This is a genomic window from Burkholderia sp. NLJ2 (assembly GCF_049487195.1).
Lineage (GTDB): Bacteria > Pseudomonadota > Gammaproteobacteria > Burkholderiales > Burkholderiaceae > Burkholderia > Burkholderia pyrrocinia.
Map to the genome: position 1 here is coordinate 1,786,223 of NZ_CP137808.1, position 20,614 is coordinate 1,806,836.

The following is a 20,614-nucleotide window of genomic DNA, read 5'->3' on the forward strand; positions in this document are numbered from 1 at the left end:
GGAATGCCCGATGAAACGGAAAGGATGGCTGCGCGTCGCGGTGCCGGGCCTCGTGCTGTGCGTGCTGGCCGGCACGGCCCGCGCCGACGAAGAGAAGGTGCTGAACCTGTATAACTGGAGCAATTACTTCGCGCCGGATACCGTGTCCGCGTTCGAGAAGGAAACCGGCATCAAGGTCCGCTACGACGCGTACGACAGCGACGAGACGCTGCAATCGAAGCTGCTGACCGGCAACAGCGGCTACGACCTCGTGTGGCCGACCAACGACTTCATGGCCAGGCAGATCCAGGCCGGCGTGTTTCGCAAGCTCGACAAGCGCCGGCTGCCGAACCTGAAGTATCTCGACCCGTCGCTGCTGAAACAGATGGCGCAGTCGGATCCCGGCAACCAGTACGGCGTGCCGTACATGTGGGGCACCGTGGGCGTCGGCTACGACCGCGCGAAAGTGCGCGCGATCCTCGGCAAGGACATGCCGGCCGACAGCCTCGACCTGCTGTTCGACCCGGCGATCGCGGCGCGCGTCGCCGCGAAATGCGGGTTGGGCCTGCAGGACTCCGCGAGCACGGTGCTGCCGCTGGCGCTGCGTTACATCGGCCGCGATCCGATGCATCCGTCCGCGCAGGATTACGCGGCCGCGCAGGCGATGCTGATGAAGGTCCGGCCGTTCATCCGCCAGTTCGTCGGATCGTCCGATGCGAACGAGCTGATCGAAGGGGAGCTGTGCGTGACGGTCGGCTTCTCCGGTGCGATCAACCTGGCCGCGCAGAAGGCGAAGGGGCGCGATCCGAAGCGTGACATCGTGTACGACATCCCGCGCATCGGCAGCCTGATGTGGTTCGACGCGATGGTCATTCCGGCGTCCGCGAAGCATCCGGACAACGCGCATGCGTTCATCAACTACATCCTGCGTCCGGACGTGATCGCGAAGATCTCGAATGCGACGCGCTACGCGAACGCGAACCAGGGCGCACTGAAGCTGATGGACCCGGCGCTGGTCCGCAATCCGGGCATCTATCCGGACGAGTCGACGCGACGCACGTTATTTACGCCGATCGCCGAATCGCCGGCCGTGATGCGTCTTGAAGGCCGAACCTGGCTCGGTTTCAAGACGGCACGGCCGTGACGGCACACCAACACACCATTGAAGCAACCGGCAAGCGAAAGAGGAATGCCATGACAACGAGACGTCAACTGTTGAAACGCGGCCTGTCCGTATCGGGCGCGGCGCTGGCCGCCAGCGCGCTGGGCGGATTGCTGGGCCGTGCCGCGCACGCGCAGCAGGGCGCAGGCTGGCACATGCCGGACGAGGGTGCGTCGCACACGGCGACCTGGATGGCATTCGGCCCGAGCGAGGACATCTGGGGCGCGCGGCTGTTGCCCGTGGTGCGCGAGAACCTGGCCGCGGTCGCGAAGGCGATCGCCGCGCACGAGCCGCTGAAGATGCTGGTGCGGGAGCAGGACTATGCGATCGCGTCGCGGCTGTGCGGTTCGTCGGTCGAGCTGGTCCAGCATCCGGTCGACGATCTGTGGATGCGCGACACGGGGCCCGTGTTCGTGAGGAACGGGTCGGGTCAGCTCGGCGGCGTGAGCTTCAATTTCAACGGCTGGGGCAACAAGCAGGAACACGATCAGGATGCCGAAGTCGCACCGTTCGTCGCCGAGCGCGCCGGTGCGCGGCTGATCGACACGCGGCTGGTGCTGGAAGGCGGCGGCATCGAAGTGGACGGCGAGGGGACGGCGATCATCACGCGCAGCTGCGTGCTGAATCCGAACCGCAATCCGGGCGTCAGCCAGGCGCAGTGCGAGGCGGAGCTGAGCCGCCTGCTCGGGCTGAAGAAGATCATCTGGTTGCCGGGCATCGCGGGCAAGGACATCACCGACGGGCATACCGACTTCTACGCGCGCTTCACGAGCCCGGGCGTCGTGGTGGCCGGACTCGACACGGATCCGTCCTCGTACGACCACGCGGTGACGCGGCAGCATCTGGAAATCCTGCGGAAATCCACCGATGCGAAGGGGCGCCCGTTGAAGGTTGTCGTGCTGCCGGGCCCGAAAACCGTCCGGCACACCTACGAGAACGCGGAGTTCGCGGCCGGCTACATCAACTTCTACGTGTGCAACCGCGCGGTGATCGCGCCGCAGTTCGGCGATAGCCGGGCCGACCGCAATACGCGGGACACGCTCGTCGACCTGTTTCCCGGCCGCGACGTGATTCAACTGAACATCGACGGCATCGCGGCGGGCGGCGGCGGCATCCACTGCACCACGCAACAGCAGCCGGCCTGAGTGCGGCCGCGGGCCGGTCTGCGTGACCGGTTCGCACGGCTTCCGACATTTGCCGGTCGTTCCGGACTACTGAAAAACAACGCGGAATCCGTCCCGGTGGACGGAAGCCGGCATGCGCGCACGCGCGCCGGTTGCGCAATGGAGTGAACACATGACGAAAAAAGGGACCCGCGCAAGCGTGGACAAACTCGTGCGGCACATGCCGGATACCGGCCGGCGCGGATTCATCCGCTGTTCGGCCGCGTGGCTCGGCATGCCTCTGCTGGGCAGCCTGGCTGCATGCGGTGGCGGTGACGGCGCGTCCGACGCGACTGCCGCGCCGCGCGTGACGCCGTCGGCGCGGCAGGCCGCGTACCGGCTGCCCGCCGAAGAGGCGCCGCATGCGTCGACCTACATGGCTTTCGCGTCCGGCACGGAAGGCATCTGGATGCCGGTCACGCCGCAGAGCACGGATGCCGGCATCGACCGGGTTCGAGCGGATCTGATGGACGTCGCGAAGGCGATCGGCGCAACCGAACCGGTCGACCTGCTGGTGCTGCCGGCCGACCTGGAAGCGGCCCGCGTGCTGCTTGCGAGCGCGAGCGTCGCGAATCCCGACCTGCATGCACGTTATGCGGCGCGTCCGGCGGGCGTGGGCGGGATCAACCTCGTGGCGCTCGCCGACGGCTTCGACGATTTCTGGGTGCGCGACACGGGCTGCGTGTTCGTCCGCGACACCGCGAACGGCAATGCGCTGAGTGCGGTCGGCTTCAATTTCAACGGCTGGGGCAATGCGAACACCGACGGCGTCGGCGCGGCGGTCCCGCCGGCGGTTGCGGCCGCGAGCAACCGGTCGAAGGCAGGCAAGTTCTTCCAGCCGTTCGGCCGCGACAGCACGCTGGCGGGCTGGATGGCGCAGACGAAAGGCGCGAACCTGATCCGCAGCACGTTGACGCTCGAAGGCGGCGCGATCGAATTCGATGGCGACGCAACAGCGATCCTCACCGAGTCGGCCGTGCTGCACGTGAACCGGAATCCGCAACTGTTCGACCTCCCTAATGGCGTCATCGCCAACGCGACGCTGCTGCCGACGGCGAAAGACTCCGTGCTCGCCGAACTGCGGCGCACGCTCGGCGTGCGCAAGATCATCTGGCTGCCGGGCACGGCGACTTATCCGCGCGGTGCCGGCGTGGGTGGCGCGGGCGGTGCGGCGACGCCGGCCGGCGAGAGCGACATCACGAACGGCCACGTCGATTTCTACGCGCGGTTTCTCGCGCCGGGTGTGGTTGCGTGCTGCTACGACGCGTCGAATTCGACCGGCGAACGCGCATTGACGGATGCGAACCGGCAACGCCTCGCGGGGCAGACCGATGCGAACGGCCGGCCGCTGCAGATCGTCGAGCTCGTGCCGCCGGTCAATTTCGGCTCGTCGGCCGGCACCACACTGAACGACCGGCAGATGTCGCATTTCGCGGCCGGCTACATCAATTTCTACACGTGCAACGGCGCGATCGTGATGCCGAAGTTCAACGACGCGGCTGCCGACGCGGCCGCGGTCGCCGCGGTCCGCCCGTATGCGGGGAACCGGGCGATCGTGCAGGTCGACATCCTCGGCATCGCGTCGGGCGGCGGCGGCATCCACTGCTCGACGCGGGAAGTGCCGGCATGAGCGTGTGCCGTCATATCGATATCGAAATCGATTCGTTGTCCGTGACGCGCGATTTGCTTAATCTGAACCCGTAGTTCGTGTGACACCTCCTTGACTGGGATTCGCGCCCGCTGCTTGCAGCGGGCGTCTTTTTTGGCGCTCGCCCCGCGCGACGGCGACACGATCAATGTGCGCTTGCCGGCGCGTACACCGCGTACATCCATTCGCACGCTTGCCTGACCGACGCATGCATGAGCCATGCCTGCGCTCGACATATCCTCCGCTCCGGTCCTGGTCCTGCAGATTGTCGGTAATGGACAACGCGTGTTCTCGCGATGTACCGCAGCTATCAAGAATCACGAAAAATCGAACATAAACATATTCTTTCTTGGCCTGATCGTTCCGATTTCTATTTTCTTCAGCGATTTCAGTAGTCGAATTAGGTTTTATCCCGGTGTCGTGTATTGAATTAGGATTTCCATAGATGATATGCGTATCTATCATCTGGGGTATTGACGCGCACGTCTGTTCATGCTTGCGTATATCGTCGAATCGACTGCCGGGCGGGCATCTCAAGGCAGCCTTTCTTCCAGAAAAGTCGCTCCAGCGGCGGCCGCATCAATAAACCGCCCGAATCCGTTCCTCCACGCATGCTTGCGGCTTTATCAATTTCTTACTTGTACGATATTAATTTCAAGTCCGAGTAAATAGAATTGCGGGATCGTCAATATTCGAAGTGCACGGCAAATGCCATGCCTCCAGGATTGACGATGCGGCCGGTATTTCGCGTCAGGCCGTTGAAGTAAACGGCATGACGCGGAACGAGCGGCATGCCACAAGCCAATCAATCTCATAGGAAGGTGGAAATGAAGATGAATCTTCTTCGGTGCTGGGTTGCGGCCGGTATTGCAGGCGCAGTACTGGCTCCGACGGTCGCCCACGCATATGACGGGACAATCAAGTTCGAGGGAAGCATCTCGGATGTCACGTGCAACATCAACGGACAGGCGCCGGGCGTGGACAACATCCGCGAAGTGCCGCTGGGCGACCATATCAACCCGAGCACGTTCGCCACGGCCGGCTCGACGTCGACCGCCGTGCCGTTCGCGCTGAATATCGGCGGCAACGCGGGTTGTACCGACGATACGAAAGTCGTGATCGATTTCGATCCGGCGTCGGCCAACGTCAATCCGGTGACCGGCAACCTGAAACTCGTCGGGACGAAGCCGGCCGAAGGCATCGAGATTCAGGTCAGCGATGCCGGCAACGGCAAGGCCGGGAAGATCTGGCTCGGCAAGCCGCAGAACCTGGCGGATGCACAGGTCGCGACCGTGAAGAACAATACGGCGACCCTGGCCTATTCGGCCGCCTACGTGTCGACGGTCGATCAGGCGGCGATCAAGACCGGGTCGGGCAATTCGTTCATCCGCTATACGCTGGCCTATTACTGATCGTTGTAGTACGTGTCCCATGCCATGATCTTGTCATTTCGTACTCTTAATTATGTGGTGGCGTGTTGCGTCGTGGCATGGACTGCCTGCGCCGTGCCGGCGCAGGCAGCGCTTGTTCTGAACGGCACGCGTGTTGTCTTCCCGGAACGCGAGCGTGATGTGACCGTTCGCGTCGAAAACACGTCGGAGCAGCCGGTGCTCGCACAAAGCTGGATCGACGACGGTCGCATCGACGTGCCGCCCGAGCAATTGCAGGTGCCATTCGTCGTCGCCCCGTCGCTGAAGCGCGTCGAACCTGGCCGCGGCGCCGTGCTGCGTATCACGCACACGCCTGCTGCGTTGCCCGGCGATCGCGAATCGGTTTACTGGTTGAATGTCCTCGAGGTGCCCGCCAGTCAAAAGGATAGCGACAATCAACTGCGTTTCGGCTTCCGGACGCGCATCAAGTTGTTTTTCCGACCGACGGCGCTTGCCGACGGCGCGGACGCCGCGCCCGATCAGTTGGTCTGGAAAGCGGTCGCGGCAACGTCGGGCGGGGGCAAACGCGAGTTCATGCTCGAAGTTACCAATCCGACACCGTACTACGTTTCGTTCGGCAAGGTGGAGAGCGATCCTGGTGGCACATTCGTGTCCGCCGGCGGTGGAATGGTCGAGCCGTTCGGCAGCGCGAGGTTTGAGCTGCCGGGAAGCGTCGCATCGCCTCACAAACCGGCAATCGTGCGCTACATGGTCATCGACGACTACGGCGGCCGCGCCACGATAACGAAAAAGCTGGCGGACTGACCGGGCCGTCAGGCCGCGCAACATCGAGGCACGATTCAGCATACCGTTTCGCCACGTCAAGATGGCGTTCAATAGATTCGGCATGCGAAACAACATGATTTCCCATGCAGATCCCATCGACACTCCCTTTTCCGTGCGAGCGCGCATCAGTATCGTGTAACCGGCCTCGCTCGCGCCTGCGAGCAGTCGCATCGGTGCTCACGCCGTTCGCGATCACGGTCGCGAGCGCCGGCATGCTCGTGGAGCGCGCGGTCGCGGCCCCCGACGCGCGCTCGTACGACGATGCCGGCCACGGTGTGCCGGCTCCCACGGAATCCGCCCCGTCGACCGGCGACGCGATCCGTTTCGACGCATCGATGCTGATGCATGGTTCCGGCGCCACGCCGATCGACACGACGCCCTATGAACGTCAGAACGTCCTGACGGAAGGGCAGCGACGCGTGGATATCGTCGTCAACGGCCAGTGGCGCGGGGTGGAGGAGGTTTCGTTCCGGCGCGCCGGCGACGGCCGCGTGCGGCCGTGCTACGACCGCGCGATGCTGCAACGCTCGGGGGTCGACCTGGCGCGCAGCGAGCGGGGCCAGGATCGTGACGCACCGCCCGATCCGCTGCCCGACGGGCTGACTTGCGAGCCGGTCTCCCGCTATGTCCCCGGCGCGGAACTTTCGTTCGATCAGGACGAACAGAAGTTGTATCTGGTCGTTCCGCAGTTCTACATGCGGCTCGCGAGTCGAAGCAATTTCGTCGATCCTTCGACCTGGACGAACGGCGTGCCGGCCGCGGTCCTGAACTACAACGCGAACGCATTCACGACGCGCTCAAGCGGTTACGAATTTGCGCAGCTCTATACGGGGCTGACGATGGGTGCAAACGCCGGGCCGTTCCGGATTCGCCATACGGGCAATTTCACGTGGTCGCAGCGCGGTGTCGTGCGGTATCAGCGCGGCAACGTATACGCGCAGACGGATCTGCCCGCATGGCGAGCTCAGTTGCGCGTCGGGGAAAGCTCGACGAGCGGCGATCTGTTCGACGCCGTGTCGTTTCGCGGTGTCCAGATATCGAGCGACGACCGGATGCTGCCCGACACGCTGCGCTATTACGCGCCCGTCGTGCGCGGCGTCGCGCAGTCCAATGCGCGCGTGACGATCCACCAGCGCGGTTATCTCGTACACGAAACGACGGTCGCGCCGGGTCCGTTCGAGATCGACGACCTGCAGGCGATGAGTTACGGCGGTGACCTGAACGTGACGGTGACCGAAGCGAACGGTGACACGCACAGTTTCACCGTGCCGTTCGCGACGACGGTCCAGTTGCTGCGGCCGGGTGTCACGCGCTTCAGCGCGATGGCGGGGCGCGCCATCGATTTCGGTTCCGGCGGCGGAACGCAATATGTCGGCCAGTTCACCGTGCAGCGCGGGATCAACAACCTGGTGACCGCATATGGCGGCGGCGCGTTCACGGAGCACTACCAGTCGGTGCTGATGGGCGTCGCGTTCAACACGCCGGTCGGCGGCATTGCGACCGACGTCACGGTCGCGCGCGTGCAGCCGCCTGGTGGGGAGCGGATGAATGGGTCCAGCATTCGCGTGTCGTACAGCAAGAATTTGCCGAACAGCGGTACGAACTTCTCGCTGCTCGCGTATCGCTATTCGACGAAAGGCTATCTCGGCCTGAGCGACGCGCTGCAACTGGCCGGCAGGGCAGCCCAGGGTTTGTCGACGGACGCGTTCCCGCGTTTGCGCAATCGCGTCGACGTCAACATCAGCCAGCAGTTCGGACGTGGCGGCAACATCTATCTGAACGGCTCGTCGCTCAGCTATTGGGCTGGGCGCGGCCAAACGCTCAGTTTCACGCTCGGCTACAGCAAGCAGTGGCGCGATGTGACCATGACCGCGTCGGTGCAGCGGGTGCGCAACATGTCTGCCGGCATGTCGTCGTTCGGGCGCCCGGCAGGCAATACGCTCGCGAGCGTGAGCGTGTCGATTCCGCTCGACCGGAACGCCCGTCGCGCGCCGACTTTCAATACGCTGGTGACGCACGACAGCAGCGCGGGCACGAGCACGATGGCAGGCCTGTCCGGGCGTTTCGGCGAACAAGGCAACGGCTCGTACTCGCTGTCGGGAACCTACGACGGCAGCAACCGGGCGTCGTCGGGCAGTTTCGGCGCCGGGTACCGACTGCCGGCGGTGTCGCTCGCGGGCAATTTCGGCATGGGCAGCGGCTACCAGCAGGCGTCGCTCAGCGCGTCGGGCGGGCTGGTGGTGCATCCGGGCGGCGTGACGCCGGGGCCGACGCTGGGCGAAACGGTCGGCGTCGTGCGCGCACCGGACGCGCGAGGCGCGTCGGTCGGCAATACGGATGCGCGGGTCGACCGGTTCGGCTACGCGGTCATCCCGAGCCTCGTTCCTTATCAGCTCAACCGGGTCGACATCGATCCGAAGGATATTCCGGACGACGTCGAGATGACGACGGTCTCGCGCAGCGTCGCACCGCGCGCCGGCGCAGTCGTGATGCTGTCGTACGACACGCTGAAGGCGCGCGCGCTGCTGATCGATGCGACGACCGAAGACGGTCGTCCGCTGCCGTTCGCCGCGCGCGCGCTCGATGCACGGACGGGTGCACCGCTCGGGGCGGTCGGTCAGGGCAGTCGCCTGTTCGTGCGCAGCGGCGCGCATGACGGGCAGATTCGCGTCGAGTGGGGCACGCGGGCGGATCAGCGATGCACGATCGACTATGCGGTGCCGGCCGAGCAGCGCGCGGGTACCGGCTACGTGACGCTCACGCGCGTGTGCCGCTCACCTTCGAAGATGCTGCCGCAGGCCGCGGCGACGTCCGTCGGGAGGCCGTAATCCGATGCGGCGCGCCGTCGACGATTTCGTGTCATTCACAGTCCTGCAGCCGCGCGCGCCGTGCAAGCGACGCTCGACGTTTCGAGCGACCCGCACGGCACGTCTCGCGATCTTCGCCGTCGCGCTGTCCATCGTTTCCATCCCCGCCCGCGCGGCGCTGTCGGTCGTCGGGACCCGCTTCGTCTATCCGGGTGCCGCGCGTGCGCAGACGATCACCGCCCGCAATCTCGGCAGCGCGCCGATCCTCGTCCAGATCTGGCTCGACGACGGCAACGCGAACGCCGATCCGAGCGGGCTGCGCGTGCCCTTCGTCGTCGCGCCGCCGCTCGCGCGGCTCGAACCGCAGCAGACGCTGGCAGTTCGCGTGCGCGCGGTGGGCGACGAACTGGCGCCGGACCGGGAATCGCGCTTCTGGATCAACCTGCTCGAAGTTCCGCCCGCCGGACCGGCGGAGAACACGCTGCGAATTGCATACCGGCTGCGCATGAAGCTGTTGTACCGGCCGCAGGGCATCGCGGGCGAGCCGCGTGATGCACCGGATCGCCTGCAGTGGACGTATGCGGACAGCCGACCGCGTCCGGTCCTCGTGCCGGTCAACCCGACGCCGTATTACGTGACGCTGACGCGGGTCGTCGTGCAAGGGCGGGCTGTTGCGCTGGCCGGCGGTGCGGTGGATGTCGCGCCGTTCGGTCGTAGCGAGATTCCTCTTGACGCGCAGCCCGGCATTCCCGAGGGCGACATCGTCTTCGATGCGGTCGACGACGGCGGCCGTTCGCGCGAACACCGGGGGCGGCTCGAACCGCGTTGATCGTCGAGTGCGTGCAACGTCGACGCGCGGCGGCGGGCGTCCCACGCCGCGCCCGACAACGGATGCAGTACCCGTCCTGCCGGGGGAAATCGGCAGGGTTTCAATCATTACAAGGAAAAGCAACAGTGAACAAAACCTACGCACTGGTATGGAACAGCAGGCAGGGCGTCTGGCAGGTGGCAGGCGAACGGGCCCGTCGCCGCGGCAAGGCGTCGACGCGCGCGCGGAAAGTCGTCGCGATCGCATGGCTTGCCGGCGGCGCATTGACGTCGGCGCATGCATTGCCGGTCGGCGAGAGCGTCGTGTCCGGCAAGGCCGACATCCTGCGATACGACAACGGTCGGCAGATGTCGATCAACCAGCATAGCGACAAGCTGTTGACAGAATGGACGTCGTTCAACGTCGATGCGGGGCAGCGCGTGACGTTCAACCAGCCGTCCGCGTCGTCGATCGCGCTGAACCGGATCACGGGGCAGGGAGCCAGCGCGATTCATGGCAGCATCGACGCGAACGGCCGCGTGTTTCTCGTCAACCCGAACGGGATCCTGTTCGGCAGCGGTGCGCAGGTCAACGTCGGTGGCCTGGTGGCATCGACGCTCGATATCAGCAACGCCGACTTCGCCGCCGGCCGCTATCGGTTCGCCGGATCATCACCGAGCGTTGTGCTTACCCACGGCAATCTCGTCGCGAGCGAAGGCGGCGCGATTGCGCTGCTCGGCGCCCAGGTGAAGAACCGCGGCCTCGTCCAGGCGCAAATGGGCACCGTCGCGCTTGCCGCGGGCAGTGACGTCACGCTGAACTTCGACGGCAGCAAGCTGCTCAGCGTGCAAGTCGACGGGCGTGCCGTCGACGCGCTGGTCAGCAACGAGCGATTGTTGAAGGCCGATGGCGGGCAGGTGCTGATGAGCGCGCGAACCGCCAATACGCTGTTTCAGACCGTGGTCAACAACCAGGGCGCCATAGAGGCGCGCACACTCAGGAATTCCGCCGGACGGATTACGCTGGATGGTTACGACGCCGGCACGGTCAATGTTGCCGGTGCCCTGAACGCCAGCGCGACGACGCCAGGCAATGCCGGCACGATCGACACGCGCGGCGCGGACGTCAAGGTCGCGCTCGGCGCGATGGTCGATACCCGCGCCACCAACGGGCGCGGCGGCATGTGGCGCATCGCGTCGTCCGATCTGTCGGTCGCGCCGGGTGCGAACCGGCAACAGACGATCGTTGCCGATACGCTTGCGCGCAACCTCGCGACGACGGATATCGAGCTCGTCGCCGAGCGCGGCAACCTGTCGGTCGACGGCCCGGTGAGCTGGGCGACGGGCAATCAGATGACGCTGACGAGCCGGCAGGGCGACGTCGTGGTGAACGGCGCGTTGCGTGCAACGGGCGCGAACGCCGGTGTGACCGTCAGCGCGGCGAACGGCGCACGGATCAACGCGCCGATCGCGCTGACCGGCGCGAATACCAGGTTCAAGCTCGATTACGGCAGTGCGTATTCGCTCGGCAATGGCGCGTCGGTCACGCTGTCGGGCATCGGCGCCGGATTCGAATCGAACGGCTTTCTCCATACCGTGATTCAGAACCTTGCGCAGTTGCAGGCCGTCGACGCGAACCTGGGTGGCCTGTACGTGCTCGGCAACGATATCGCCGGCGGCTATTACAACACCGCGTTCAGGACGATCGGTACCGATGCGCCATTCTCCGGCACGTTCGATGGCCTCGGTCATTCGATCAGCAAGCTGTCGATTACGAGCGGCAGCCCCTACGCGGGCCTGTTCGGACTCAACACGGGCAGCATCGCGAACCTTGCGTTGAAATCGTCGAGCGTCGGCGCCATCTCCGGCCCCGGACCGGTCGCGATCGGCGCACTGGCGGGCGAGAACCGGGGCGTGATCTCGAACGTGACCGTGTCGGACAACATGCAGGTGCGTGTGGGCGCCAGTCGCAGCAACGTGCTCGGCGGTCTCGTCGGCATCAACTTCGGCAACGTGGCGCAGTCGTCGTTTACCGGCAAGGTGGAGGGTAACGGCATGACGTACGCTGCCGGCGGTCTCGTCGGCGAGAACGCCAGATACGCACAGATATCCGACAGCACGGCGAACGCTACCGTATCGGGCGGTGCATCGAACACGGCATCGCTCGGCGGCCTCGTCGGCGTGAATCGCGGCACGATCAGCAACGGGACGAGCCTCGGCGCGACGTCTGCCTATGGGCTGTCGGGTGTGAACGTCGGCGGTCTGGTCGGCGCGAACCTGCGGGACGGGACCGTGCAGGGGACGGCCTCGGGCCGTACGACGGGCGGCACGGCCGGTACGGCGGGCGGCTTTGCCGGATACAACGGCGGCACGATCGTCGATTCGATTGCAAGCGGCGTGGTCGACGGCAAGTCCGCTCAGGCGATCGGCGGGTTCGTCGGGTTGAACCAGGGCTCCGTGACCGGCAGCAAGGCGCTGGGTGCGGTTTCCAGTGCGTCTTCGGGGGCAACGGGCGGCTTTGTCGGCGTCAATCAAGGCGGCGATGCGTTGGTCGACAACGCCGAGGCTTACGGCGCCGTGTCCGGCGGGCAAGGCAACAACGGCGGCTTCGTTGGCAGCCATCTCGGCGGGACGATCGCGCATTCGGTCGCGCGCGGCAAGACGACGGGCGGCAACACCAGCAAGACAGGCGGCTTCGCCGGCTACAACGCGAGCCGGTTGGCCGACAACGATGCGAGCGGCGACGTCTCGGCCGGCCAGTACGCGTCGGCCGGGGGCTTTGCCGGTACCAACGCGATGTCGGGCACGCTTGCCGTTGCATCGGCAACCGGCAACGTGTATGGGAGCACGTCCAGCGTCGTCGGCGGGCTCGTCGGCGACAACCTGGGCGCAGTCTTCGGCTCGTCGGCATCGGGCGCGGTCAGCGGCGGCTGCCAGGCAACGCTCGGCGGTCTCATCGGGCTGAATGCGGGGCTCGTCGAGAATTCGGTGGCGAGCGGTCGCGTCAACAACAGCACTTCGTCATCGTGGCGGCAGGTTTACGGTGGTCTGGTCGGCGTGAATCGCGGCACGTTCCGGTGGAGCTATGCGGTCGGTGCGGCTGCGCAGCAGCAACTCGCGGGTGTCAACCTGGGCGTGATCGAGAAGTAAGGTATTCGGCGGCGGGCGTTGCGGCGTCCGTCGCCGATTCAACGGGAGACAGCATGACAACGATACTGCAGCGTGTATATCGATGGGGGCGTGCGTCCGTGCGCATGCTCGGAGCGGTCTTGTCCGCAGCGTGCGTATGCCATGCCGGTGCGGCAACGGCTGGAACGGGCCGACCGGCTGCTGCGGGCGATTGCACGTTCAGCAATGTCCAGGCGACGTCCTGGAGGCAGGTCACGCGATTGACGAACAGCACACCGATCGGTGCCGTGCTCTATCAGCGCCAGGTGTCGCTCATGGTGTCGTATAAGTACGTCGGCGCGCCCGGCACGTACGAGTTGGTCAGTGCCGGGCACTGGAACCTGGGAACGATCATTACCGATGGCCTCGCACGAACGAACGTGGATGGCATCGCGCTACGCTGGGCGGGCGTCGACAGCGACGGTGAAGCGCGCACGCTGGTGCAGAACGCTTATCCGGCTGCCGTTGCGAAATCCGAGGTCGTCGAGGTTGAGGGAGGCTCGCCGTCCATCGGCAATGTGATCATGGTCTATTTTCTTCAGGACCTCGTGTTGACCAAAGCGGCGACCTCGTTGCCGGAAGGCGATATCGTCGTGAGCGATCTGCTCGGGACGCCGAGCATCGCGCTGTACGCGATTAACTTGCCGAAAGGCACTGCGTCGCTCGGCACTGACGTGAGACTACCCGAGCTTCACATTCCGTCGCACCACTGCAAGCAATCGATCACCTATACCGGCGTCGGCAACCTGACGATCGGCGGCGGTGGCGGGATCGAGGTGCCGAAACAATGCGAAGTCGAGTCGAACATGATTGTCCCGGTCAATCTCGGTAAAGCATCGCTCGGCCAGTTCCCGAGCCTGCATGCAACGTCTCAGCCGGTCGACTTCAACATCGCGCTCAGCCGGTGCGCGGCCGCGGCGAAGCCGACGATCAGCTTCCGCGACAAGGCGGTCCAGCCGAATGCGGACAAGACGCTGCTGCAACTGAGCGCGCCTGAGGGCACTGCGGTCGCACGCGGCTTCAACATCGTGATGACGAACGGCCTGACCGGCGAGCGGATCGCCTACGACGAACCGGACACGGCGAAGCAATATCCGATGAAACGCATCGGCGATACGGCCGTGATGCCGTTGAGCGCGCAGTACATCCGGACCGGCGTCGATACCGAACTCAAGGCCGGCTATGCGGGCGGCGCGGCGGAATTCACGTTCACGTTTCCGTGACGACCGAAGCGGTCGTCATGGCCCGATGCGCGGCGCGATAGGCCGTTTCCAGGACGCCGAATCCGTGGTGCACGATACGCATTCCTGGCCGCGATTCGCGCCCGCGGCCGGCATCGCTCATCACGAAACCCGCTGAGCAAAGCACCATTTGTTGGTTCGGATTCGCCGCGCGCGCTGATACGTTAGCGGCTTCGCGACCCCACACGCGTCGCGATGTTCCTCGAACCGGGCCGCCGCGCGATCCGCGGCGGCCTTCATAACAAATCAGGTCGTGCTCATGAAAATCCACACTCTCGCTACGTGGCTCGTCGGGGCTGCGCTCGTTACCGCAGGCACCGTCGCGCATGCGGACCGTCTCGACGACATCAAGAAGGCCGGCGTGCTGCGCGTTGCAACGTTCGACAGCAATCCGCCGTTCGGTTATGTCGATGCGAAGAACAACCATATCGTCGGTCTCGACGTCGACTATGCGAAGGCGCTCGCCGACAAGCTCGGCGTGAAGCTGCAGCTCCAGCCGACCAACCCGGCGAACCGCATTCCGTTCCTGGCGTCCGGCAAGGTCGATCTCGTGCTCGCGAACTTCACGATTACCGACGAGCGCGCGAAGCAGGTCGACTTCAGCATTCCGTATTTCTCGTCGGGCCAGCAGTTTCTCGCGAAGAGGGGCGTGCTGAAATCGGCCGACCAGTTGAACGGCCTGCGCGTCGGCGCGGACAAGGGCACGACGAACGAGATCACGCTGCGCGAGAAATTCCCGAAGGCGACGATCGTCGCGTACGACGACACGCCGTTCGCGTTCGCCGCGCTGCGCGCCGGCAACGTGCAGGCGATCACGCAGGACGGCCCGAAACTGATCGGCCTGCTCGCGAACGTGCCCGACAAGCAGAACTACGAGATCCCTGCCTTCACGATCTCGAACGACTACATGGGCGTCGGCGTGCCGAAGGGCGAGACGCGCCTGCTGGGCTTCGTCAACGACACGCTGAAGGGGCTCGAGTCGAACGGCCGCGCCACGCAGATCTACGACGCGTGGTTCGGGCCGACGACGAAGACGCCGCTCACGCGCATCTTCCGCATCGGCGACAAGACCTGATCTACGCCGCACGCGCGCCGCGAGCTGCCGGAACATCGGCAGCGCGGCGCTTTCCGTTTCATTTTTCGATCGCGTGTTTCGCGCACGTACCTCGGCATGCTCGGGTTGGCTCCCAAATATCTGTCCTGGCTCTGGCAGGGTTTCCTGCTGACACTCGGCCTCGCGGCCGCGTCGGCCGTCGTCGCGACCGCCGGCGGGCTGCTGCTCGCGGTCATGCGGCATGCGCGCGGCACGGCGCTGCGCATGACGGCGTCCGCGTATGTCGTCGCGTTTCGCAACACGCCGCTGCTCGTGCAGTTGCTGTTCTGGTATTTCGGCGTTGCGTCGTTGCTGCCCGACACGTGGATCGCATGGCTGAACGCGCGCCATGAAGTGAGCGCGGGCCCGCTCACGCTCGCATGGCCGTCGTTCGAATTCGTCGCGGGCTGGATCGGGTTGAGCGCGTATACGGCCGCGTTCGTCGCCGAGGAGTGCGAAGCCGGCTTGCGCGGCGTGCGCCGCGCGCAGCATGACGCGGCGGCGGCGCTCGGCCTCACGCCGATGCAGTCGCTGCGCTACGTGGTGCTGCCGCAGGCCGTGCGCATCGCGTTGCCGCCGCTGTTCGGCCAATACATGAATCTCGTGAAGAACTCGTCGCTCGCGATGGCGATCGGCGTGGCCGAGCTGTCGTATGCGTCCCGGCAGGTCGAAACGGAAACGTTCAAGACCTTCGCCGCGTTCGGCGTCGCGACCTTGCTGTACGTCGCGGCAGTGGCCGCGATCGAGGCCGGTGCGTACGCGGCCACGCAATGGCGCGACCGGCTTGGGGCGGGGCGTTGACGATGGACTTTTCGCTGCTGCTCGCCAACCTGCCGTACCTGCTCGTCGGCGCGTTCCCGGACGGCCCGCTCGGCGGCGCCGCACTGTCGCTGGTGCTTGCGATCGCGTCGGCGGTTGCATCGGCGGCGCTCGGCATCGCGCTCGGCGTCGCGATGGCGCTCGCGCGCGGCCCGGTACGCGTGCTGCTGCTCGCGTTCATCGGCTTCTTCCGCGCGATTCCCGTGCTGATGCTGATCTTCTGGACGTACTTCCTGATGCCCGTGCTGCTGCACATGGATGTGCCGGGGCTCGCGACGGTCGTCTGCGCGCTCGCGCTCGTCGGCGGCGCGTATCTTGCGCATGCGGTGCATGCCGGCATCGTCGCCGCGGGCGACGGACAATGGCAGGCCGGGCTGTCGCTCGGGCTCACGCGCTGGCAGACGGTGCGCCATGTGCTGCTGCCGCAGGCGATCCGGATCATGACGCCGTCGTTCGTCAACCAGTGGGTCGCGCTCGTGAAGGACACGTCGCTCGCGTATATCGTCGGCGTGCCGGAACTGTCGTTCGTCGCGACGCAGGTGAACAACCGGCTGATGGTGTATCCGGCGCCGATCTTCCTGTTCGTCGCGATGATCTATCTGGTGCTGTGCACGTCGCTCGACGGCGCGGCACGCTGGCTGCTGTCGCGCGGCTCGCGCGCGGAACGCGTCGAGCGGGCGACGGCCGAGCGGGCGACGGCCGAGTGCACGGAACCCGCGCGGTGAGGGGGTGCCGCGGCCGTGGTGAGCTGCCGGTGAGGAAACGCTGGTGAATATCCGCAGCGGACAGCACACCGGGCAGGTCGGGCCCGGTATGCAGTACGGACATGAACGATAGATGGCCGGCCGCCCGCGCCGCCGCTTACAGCGCGACGGCGGGCGGCACGCGCATCACGACGCCGAGTAGTGCGCGTTGAAGACCGCGCGCAGCGTCGATGTGTCGGTCGCGAAATCGCCCCACAGCGGTCCGTCGTTCTGCGCGAACGCGAACGGCGCCGTATTGATCGACGCGAGGCGGAGGCGCCATTGCGCCGCCTCTTGGCGGAACGCGGTGAGCTGCATGTCGGACAGCGCCGTCTGCGCGTTGGCGAGTGTGACCAGCGGGTCGACCGGATCGTTCGCGACGCGCACCTCGAAATGCAGGTGCGGGCCCGTTGCGGCGCCGGTCATCCCGACCGAGCCGAGCCGCTGGCCCTGCTTCACGGTTTCGCCGGTCTTGAGCCCGTGCGCGAACGCGGACAGGTGCGCGTAGTAGGTCGAGTAGCCGTCCGCGTGATCGACGATCACGTAGCGGCCGTAGCCGCCCGGATCGGTGCCGACGAACGACACGACGCCGTCGGCCGCCGCGTCGACGGGCGTGCCGGACGGCGCGGCGAGATCGACGCCCGTATGGAACGCCATCGCCTGCGACAGCGGATGGATGCGCTCGCCGAAGAACGAGCTGATGCGCGTCCACTTGACCGGCATCGTGAATGCGGCGGCTTCGAGCGGCGAGCCGTCGAGCGTGTTGTAGTACGCGCCGTGCTCGGCGCCCGGCGCGCGGAACCAGATCGCGCCGAACGTGCGGCCGGCGACGCGCAGTTCGAGCGCGGTGAGGCGCGGCGTGCCGTCGTTCGTGTCGTACGCGACGCGGTAATAGTCGCCGCGCTGCGCACTCGCACGCATCGCGACCTTGCCGGTGACGAGATCGCCGAGCTGGATGCGCACCTCGGGCGGCACGTCGAGCCGGTTCAGCGTATCGGAGAGCGTGAGCTCGATGTCGCCCGCGCGCATCCCGTGCTGGTTTTCGGGCGGCGCTAACTGGAACAGGCTCGCATAGCCGAGCATGTCGTTGCGGTGCGCACTGAGCGGCGCGAACAGGCCCGGCTGCTGGCTGCGGTCGTTGCGTTCGCCGTATTCATTGCGCTCGCCGAGCGTGCGGGCGAGCTCGCTCGTCACGAAATGCTGCGCGGTGGGAAACGGCGTGTCGGACAGCACGCGTTGCGGCAGCGCGGCCGTGCCGGAATCGACGGCGCCGGGCAGTTGCGACACGGCCGGCAGTGCGGCGGCAAGGCCGAGTGCGGCGAGGGCGCCGAGCACGGCGGCCGGCACGAGCGCGCGCGCGACGCGCTGCGCGCGGCCGGGCGCGAAAGCATCAGGGGTTGCGGCAGGCTTGACCAAGGTGTCCACATCCAGGAAAGCGGTTCAAAGGGGTGTGGGCAGGGGCCGTCGGCGGCACAGCCGTCGGATGGCGACGGGGCGGGCGGCGGGCGTGCAACAAAACAGGCCCCGGCAGGGGCCTGTGTCGTTTCCGTTCGACCCAACGCGCGGGGCGGGCCCGCTTCGAACGGCGGCGTGCATACCGGGTCGAACCCGGTTATCACGAAGACGCTAAAGAAAGATGACAGCGTCAGTCTACCGATGTTCCGCGAAACGTTAAAAATTTTAAAGGGGGTCAGCTCATTCGTTTCGCAGTGCGGTAAATCGGGTTAAATCAGCATTTGTTACGACAAATTTCGTCAGTCCGGCAATTTGTGCGCGCGGCCGCGCAGCGCGGCGGACGTGCGGACGGCATCGAAGCCGGCGTCGAGCATCGCTTCGGCGTCGTTCCACAGGTTGCCGCGCAGACGGTTGGTCCAGATCATCGACGCGAACACGCCTTCGAGCAGCGACACGAGATAGACGGCGGCCAGATGCACGTCGAGATCGGCGGCAAGTTCGCCGGCCGCGATCGCGCGGCGCAGCAGCGCCTTCGTGATCCGCAGCATCTGCAGCTCGAGCAGCATGCGGCGGCGCTGCAGTGCGCCGTTTTCCTCGCTCTGCTCGCACTTCGTATAGAGGATCACGAGCACGCGCTGCATCGGGCCCGGCTCGCCGCATTCCTGCAGGTAGTGCGACGCGGCGCGCCGCAGCGTGGCGAGCGGCGGCAGGCCGTCGCCCGCGTCGAAGCCTTCCGACGTGCGCGCGAACGCGCGGTCGCACATCGCGAGACACACTTCCATCTTGTTGCGGTAGTGGCCGTAGACGGCGCCCCGCGACATCCCGGCGGCCTCGGCGAGATCCGCCATCGCGGTTAGCGCGACGCCTTTCTCGAGCAGCACGAGCTCGGCGGCGTCGAGGATCCGGTGCTTGATGGCGAGCGATTCTTCCCGGGTCTTGCGGGCCATGTCGTGAGTTTCCTTACAATTCGCTGTCGTTTTATTGAGACAGTGTGGCGGTCAGATTGAAACAGCGTTTATTTAATCAGTCGTGACTGATTATAATCGGCCACCCTGAGCCGCCGCATTTTATCGGCGGCGAACGATCCGAGGTCACACATGAATAACAACAAGTGCTTCCTGTCGCGCTGCCGCCGGCTGGCGCCATTCACGCTGGCGGCTGCGCTCGTCGTGGCCGGATGCGGCAAGGGCGAGCAGGGCGCGGAGAAAGAGACCGCGAAGCAGGCGACCGTCGTGACGGTGCGCCCGACGGCCGTGCCGATGTCCGTCGAATTGCCGGGCCGGCTCGACGCGTACCGGCAGGCGGAAGTGCGCGCGCGGGTCGCGGGCATCGTCACCGCGCGCACCTACGAGGAAGGCCAGGAAGTGAAGCAGGGCGCGGTGCTGTTCCGCATCGATCCCGCGCCGCTGAAGGCCGCGCGCGACGCCGCGCAGGGCGCGCTCGCGAAGGCGCAGGCCGCTTTGCTCGCGGCGAGCGACAAGCGCCGCCGTTACGACGATCTCGTGCGCGATCGCGCGGTCAGCGAGCGCGACCATACCGAGGCCGTCGCCGGCGACACGCAGGCGAAGGCCGAGGTCGCGTCCGCGAAGGCCGAGCTCGCGCGTGCGCAACTGCAGCTCGACTATGCGACCGTCACCGCGCCGATCGCGGGCCGCGCCCGGCGCGCGCTCGTGACCGAAGGCGCGCTCGTCGGCCAGGACCAGGCGACGCCGCTCACGACCGTCGAGCAGCTCGATCCGATCTACGTGAACTTCTCGCAGCCGGCCGCCGATGTCGACGCGCTGCGCCGCGCGGTGAAGAGCGGGCGCGCGACGGGCATCGCGCAGCACGACATCGCGGTGACGCTGTTGCGCGCCGACGGCACCGCGTATCCGCTGAAAGGCAAGCTGCTGTTCAGCGATCTCGCGGTCGATCCGACCACCGACACCGTCGCGATGCGCGCGCTGTTCCCGAATCCCGAGCGCGAACTGCTGCCGGGCGCGTATGTGCGGATCGCGCTCGACACGGCGGTCGACCAGCGGGCGATCCTCGTGCCGCGCGACGCGTTGCTGCGCACCACCGATCGCACGTCGGTGCGTGTCGTCGGCGCGAACGGCAAGGTCAAGGACGTCGAGGTCGCGGCCGACCAGATGAGCGGCCATGACTGGCGCATCACGCGCGGCCTGACGGGCGGCGAGCGCGTGATCGTCGACAACGCCGCGCAGTTCGCGCCCGATACGGCCGTCAATCCCGTCGAGAAGGCGCCGCCGTCGAAGGCGGCGCCGGCAGCGGCCGCTTCGCACGCGGCCGCCCGTCAAACCTGACCGGTTCAAA

General features: G+C 66.2%; 15 protein-coding genes. 13 read left to right on the forward strand and 2 right to left on the reverse strand.

The genetic code is table 11. From position 1 onward, the window contains the following. The first annotated feature begins 10 nt into the window (after nt 1–10). From R9B84_RS08240 to R9B84_RS08295, 12 genes are all read left to right on the forward strand, one after another. Nucleotides 11–1,123 (forward strand): polyamine ABC transporter substrate-binding protein, encoded by a 1,113-nt coding sequence (locus R9B84_RS08240; protein ID WP_423759916.1) that lies wholly within the window; start codon nt 11–13, stop codon nt 1,121–1,123. A gap of 50 nt (nt 1,124–1,173) precedes the next feature. After that, nucleotides 1,174–2,286 (forward strand): agmatine deiminase family protein, encoded by a 1,113-nt coding sequence (locus R9B84_RS08245; RefSeq protein ID WP_423759917.1) that lies wholly within the window; start codon nt 1,174–1,176, stop codon nt 2,284–2,286. A 151-nt stretch (nt 2,287–2,437) separates the two neighbouring features. After that, the gene (locus tag R9B84_RS08250) at nt 2,438–3,934 is read left to right on the forward strand and encodes an agmatine deiminase family protein (protein WP_423759918.1); all 1,497 of its coding nucleotides are present in this window, start codon (nt 2,438–2,440) and stop codon (nt 3,932–3,934) included. A gap of 845 nt (nt 3,935–4,779) precedes the next feature. Next, nucleotides 4,780–5,364: a fimbrial protein gene (locus tag R9B84_RS08255; RefSeq protein WP_423759919.1), complete on the forward strand. Its 585-nt coding sequence runs from the start codon at nt 4,780–4,782 to the stop codon at nt 5,362–5,364. 72 nt (nt 5,365–5,436) lie between these two features. Continuing rightward, nucleotides 5,437–6,147, forward strand: coding sequence for a fimbrial biogenesis chaperone (locus R9B84_RS08260; protein ID WP_423759920.1), 711 nt, complete (start codon nt 5,437–5,439; stop codon nt 6,145–6,147). Nucleotides 6,148–6,341: 194 nt separating this feature from the next. Next, nucleotides 6,342–8,996 (forward strand): fimbria/pilus outer membrane usher protein, encoded by a 2,655-nt coding sequence (locus R9B84_RS08265; protein ID WP_423759921.1) that lies wholly within the window; start codon nt 6,342–6,344, stop codon nt 8,994–8,996. A 28-nt stretch (nt 8,997–9,024) separates the two neighbouring features. Then, nucleotides 9,025–9,804 (forward strand): fimbrial biogenesis chaperone, encoded by a 780-nt coding sequence (locus tag R9B84_RS08270; protein ID WP_423759922.1) that lies wholly within the window; start codon nt 9,025–9,027, stop codon nt 9,802–9,804. Between the two features lie 125 nt (nt 9,805–9,929). After that, nucleotides 9,930–12,932, forward strand: a complete 3,003-nt coding sequence (locus R9B84_RS08275; protein ID WP_423759923.1) for a filamentous hemagglutinin N-terminal domain-containing protein — start codon at nt 9,930–9,932, stop codon at nt 12,930–12,932. Next, entirely contained in the window at nt 12,860–14,173 is a 1,314-nt protein-coding gene (locus tag R9B84_RS08280; protein ID WP_423759924.1) for a fimbrial protein, read from the forward strand. Before R9B84_RS08275 ends, R9B84_RS08280 begins: the two co-directional genes overlap by 73 nt. 277 nt (nt 14,174–14,450) lie before the next feature. Continuing rightward, on the forward strand, nt 14,451–15,266 hold the full coding sequence (locus tag R9B84_RS08285) for an ABC transporter substrate-binding protein (RefSeq protein ID WP_423759925.1): 816 nt from the start codon (nt 14,451–14,453) through the stop codon (nt 15,264–15,266). Between the two features lie 96 nt (nt 15,267–15,362). Further along, nucleotides 15,363–16,085, forward strand: a complete 723-nt coding sequence (locus R9B84_RS08290) for an amino acid ABC transporter permease (protein WP_423759926.1) — start codon at nt 15,363–15,365, stop codon at nt 16,083–16,085. Between the two features lie 2 nt (nt 16,086–16,087). After that, nucleotides 16,088–16,828 carry an amino acid ABC transporter permease gene (locus R9B84_RS08295; protein WP_423759927.1) on the forward strand — a complete coding sequence of 247 codons (741 nt, stop codon included), beginning with the start codon at nt 16,088–16,090 and terminating at the stop codon, nt 16,826–16,828. 165 nt (nt 16,829–16,993) lie between these two features. Here the strand turns inward: R9B84_RS08295 and R9B84_RS08300 are convergent, their stop codons facing one another. Together R9B84_RS08300 and R9B84_RS08305 are read right to left on the reverse strand one after the other, a co-directional pair. Continuing rightward, a complete protein-coding gene (locus R9B84_RS08300) occupies nt 16,994–18,262 on the reverse strand; it encodes a M23 family metallopeptidase (RefSeq protein WP_423759928.1) in 1,269 nt (422 codons plus the stop codon). 338 nt (nt 18,263–18,600) lie between these two features. Then, complete coding sequence (locus tag R9B84_RS08305; RefSeq protein ID WP_423759929.1) at nt 18,601–19,248, reverse strand: TetR family transcriptional regulator; 648 nt, start codon at nt 19,246–19,248, stop codon at nt 18,601–18,603. A gap of 150 nt (nt 19,249–19,398) precedes the next feature. On the opposite strand from R9B84_RS08305, the gene R9B84_RS08310 reads away from it, so the two are divergent. Beyond that, nucleotides 19,399–20,604, forward strand: a complete 1,206-nt coding sequence (locus R9B84_RS08310) for a MexX/AxyX family multidrug efflux RND transporter periplasmic adaptor subunit (RefSeq protein ID WP_423759930.1) — start codon at nt 19,399–19,401, stop codon at nt 20,602–20,604. Nucleotides 20,605–20,614: the final 10 nt, after the last annotated feature.

Coding starts and splice junctions, on each gene's coding strand:
- R9B84_RS08240 (WP_423759916.1), top strand. CDS start 11: ATGAAACGGAAAGGATGGCTGCGCGTCGCGGTGCCGGGCCTCGTGCTG.
- R9B84_RS08245 (WP_423759917.1), top strand. CDS start 1,174: ATGACAACGAGACGTCAACTGTTGAAACGCGGCCTGTCCGTATCGGGC.
- R9B84_RS08250 (WP_423759918.1), top strand. CDS start 2,438: ATGACGAAAAAAGGGACCCGCGCAAGCGTGGACAAACTCGTGCGGCAC.
- R9B84_RS08255 (WP_423759919.1), top strand. CDS start 4,780: ATGAAGATGAATCTTCTTCGGTGCTGGGTTGCGGCCGGTATTGCAGGC.
- R9B84_RS08285 (WP_423759925.1), top strand. CDS start 14,451: ATGAAAATCCACACTCTCGCTACGTGGCTCGTCGGGGCTGCGCTCGTT.
- R9B84_RS08290 (WP_423759926.1), top strand. CDS start 15,363: ATGCTCGGGTTGGCTCCCAAATATCTGTCCTGGCTCTGGCAGGGTTTC.
- R9B84_RS08295 (WP_423759927.1), top strand. CDS start 16,088: ATGGACTTTTCGCTGCTGCTCGCCAACCTGCCGTACCTGCTCGTCGGC.
- R9B84_RS08305 (WP_423759929.1), bottom strand. CDS start 19,248: ATGGCCCGCAAGACCCGGGAAGAATCGCTCGCCATCAAGCACCGGATC.
- R9B84_RS08310 (WP_423759930.1), top strand. CDS start 19,399: ATGAATAACAACAAGTGCTTCCTGTCGCGCTGCCGCCGGCTGGCGCCA.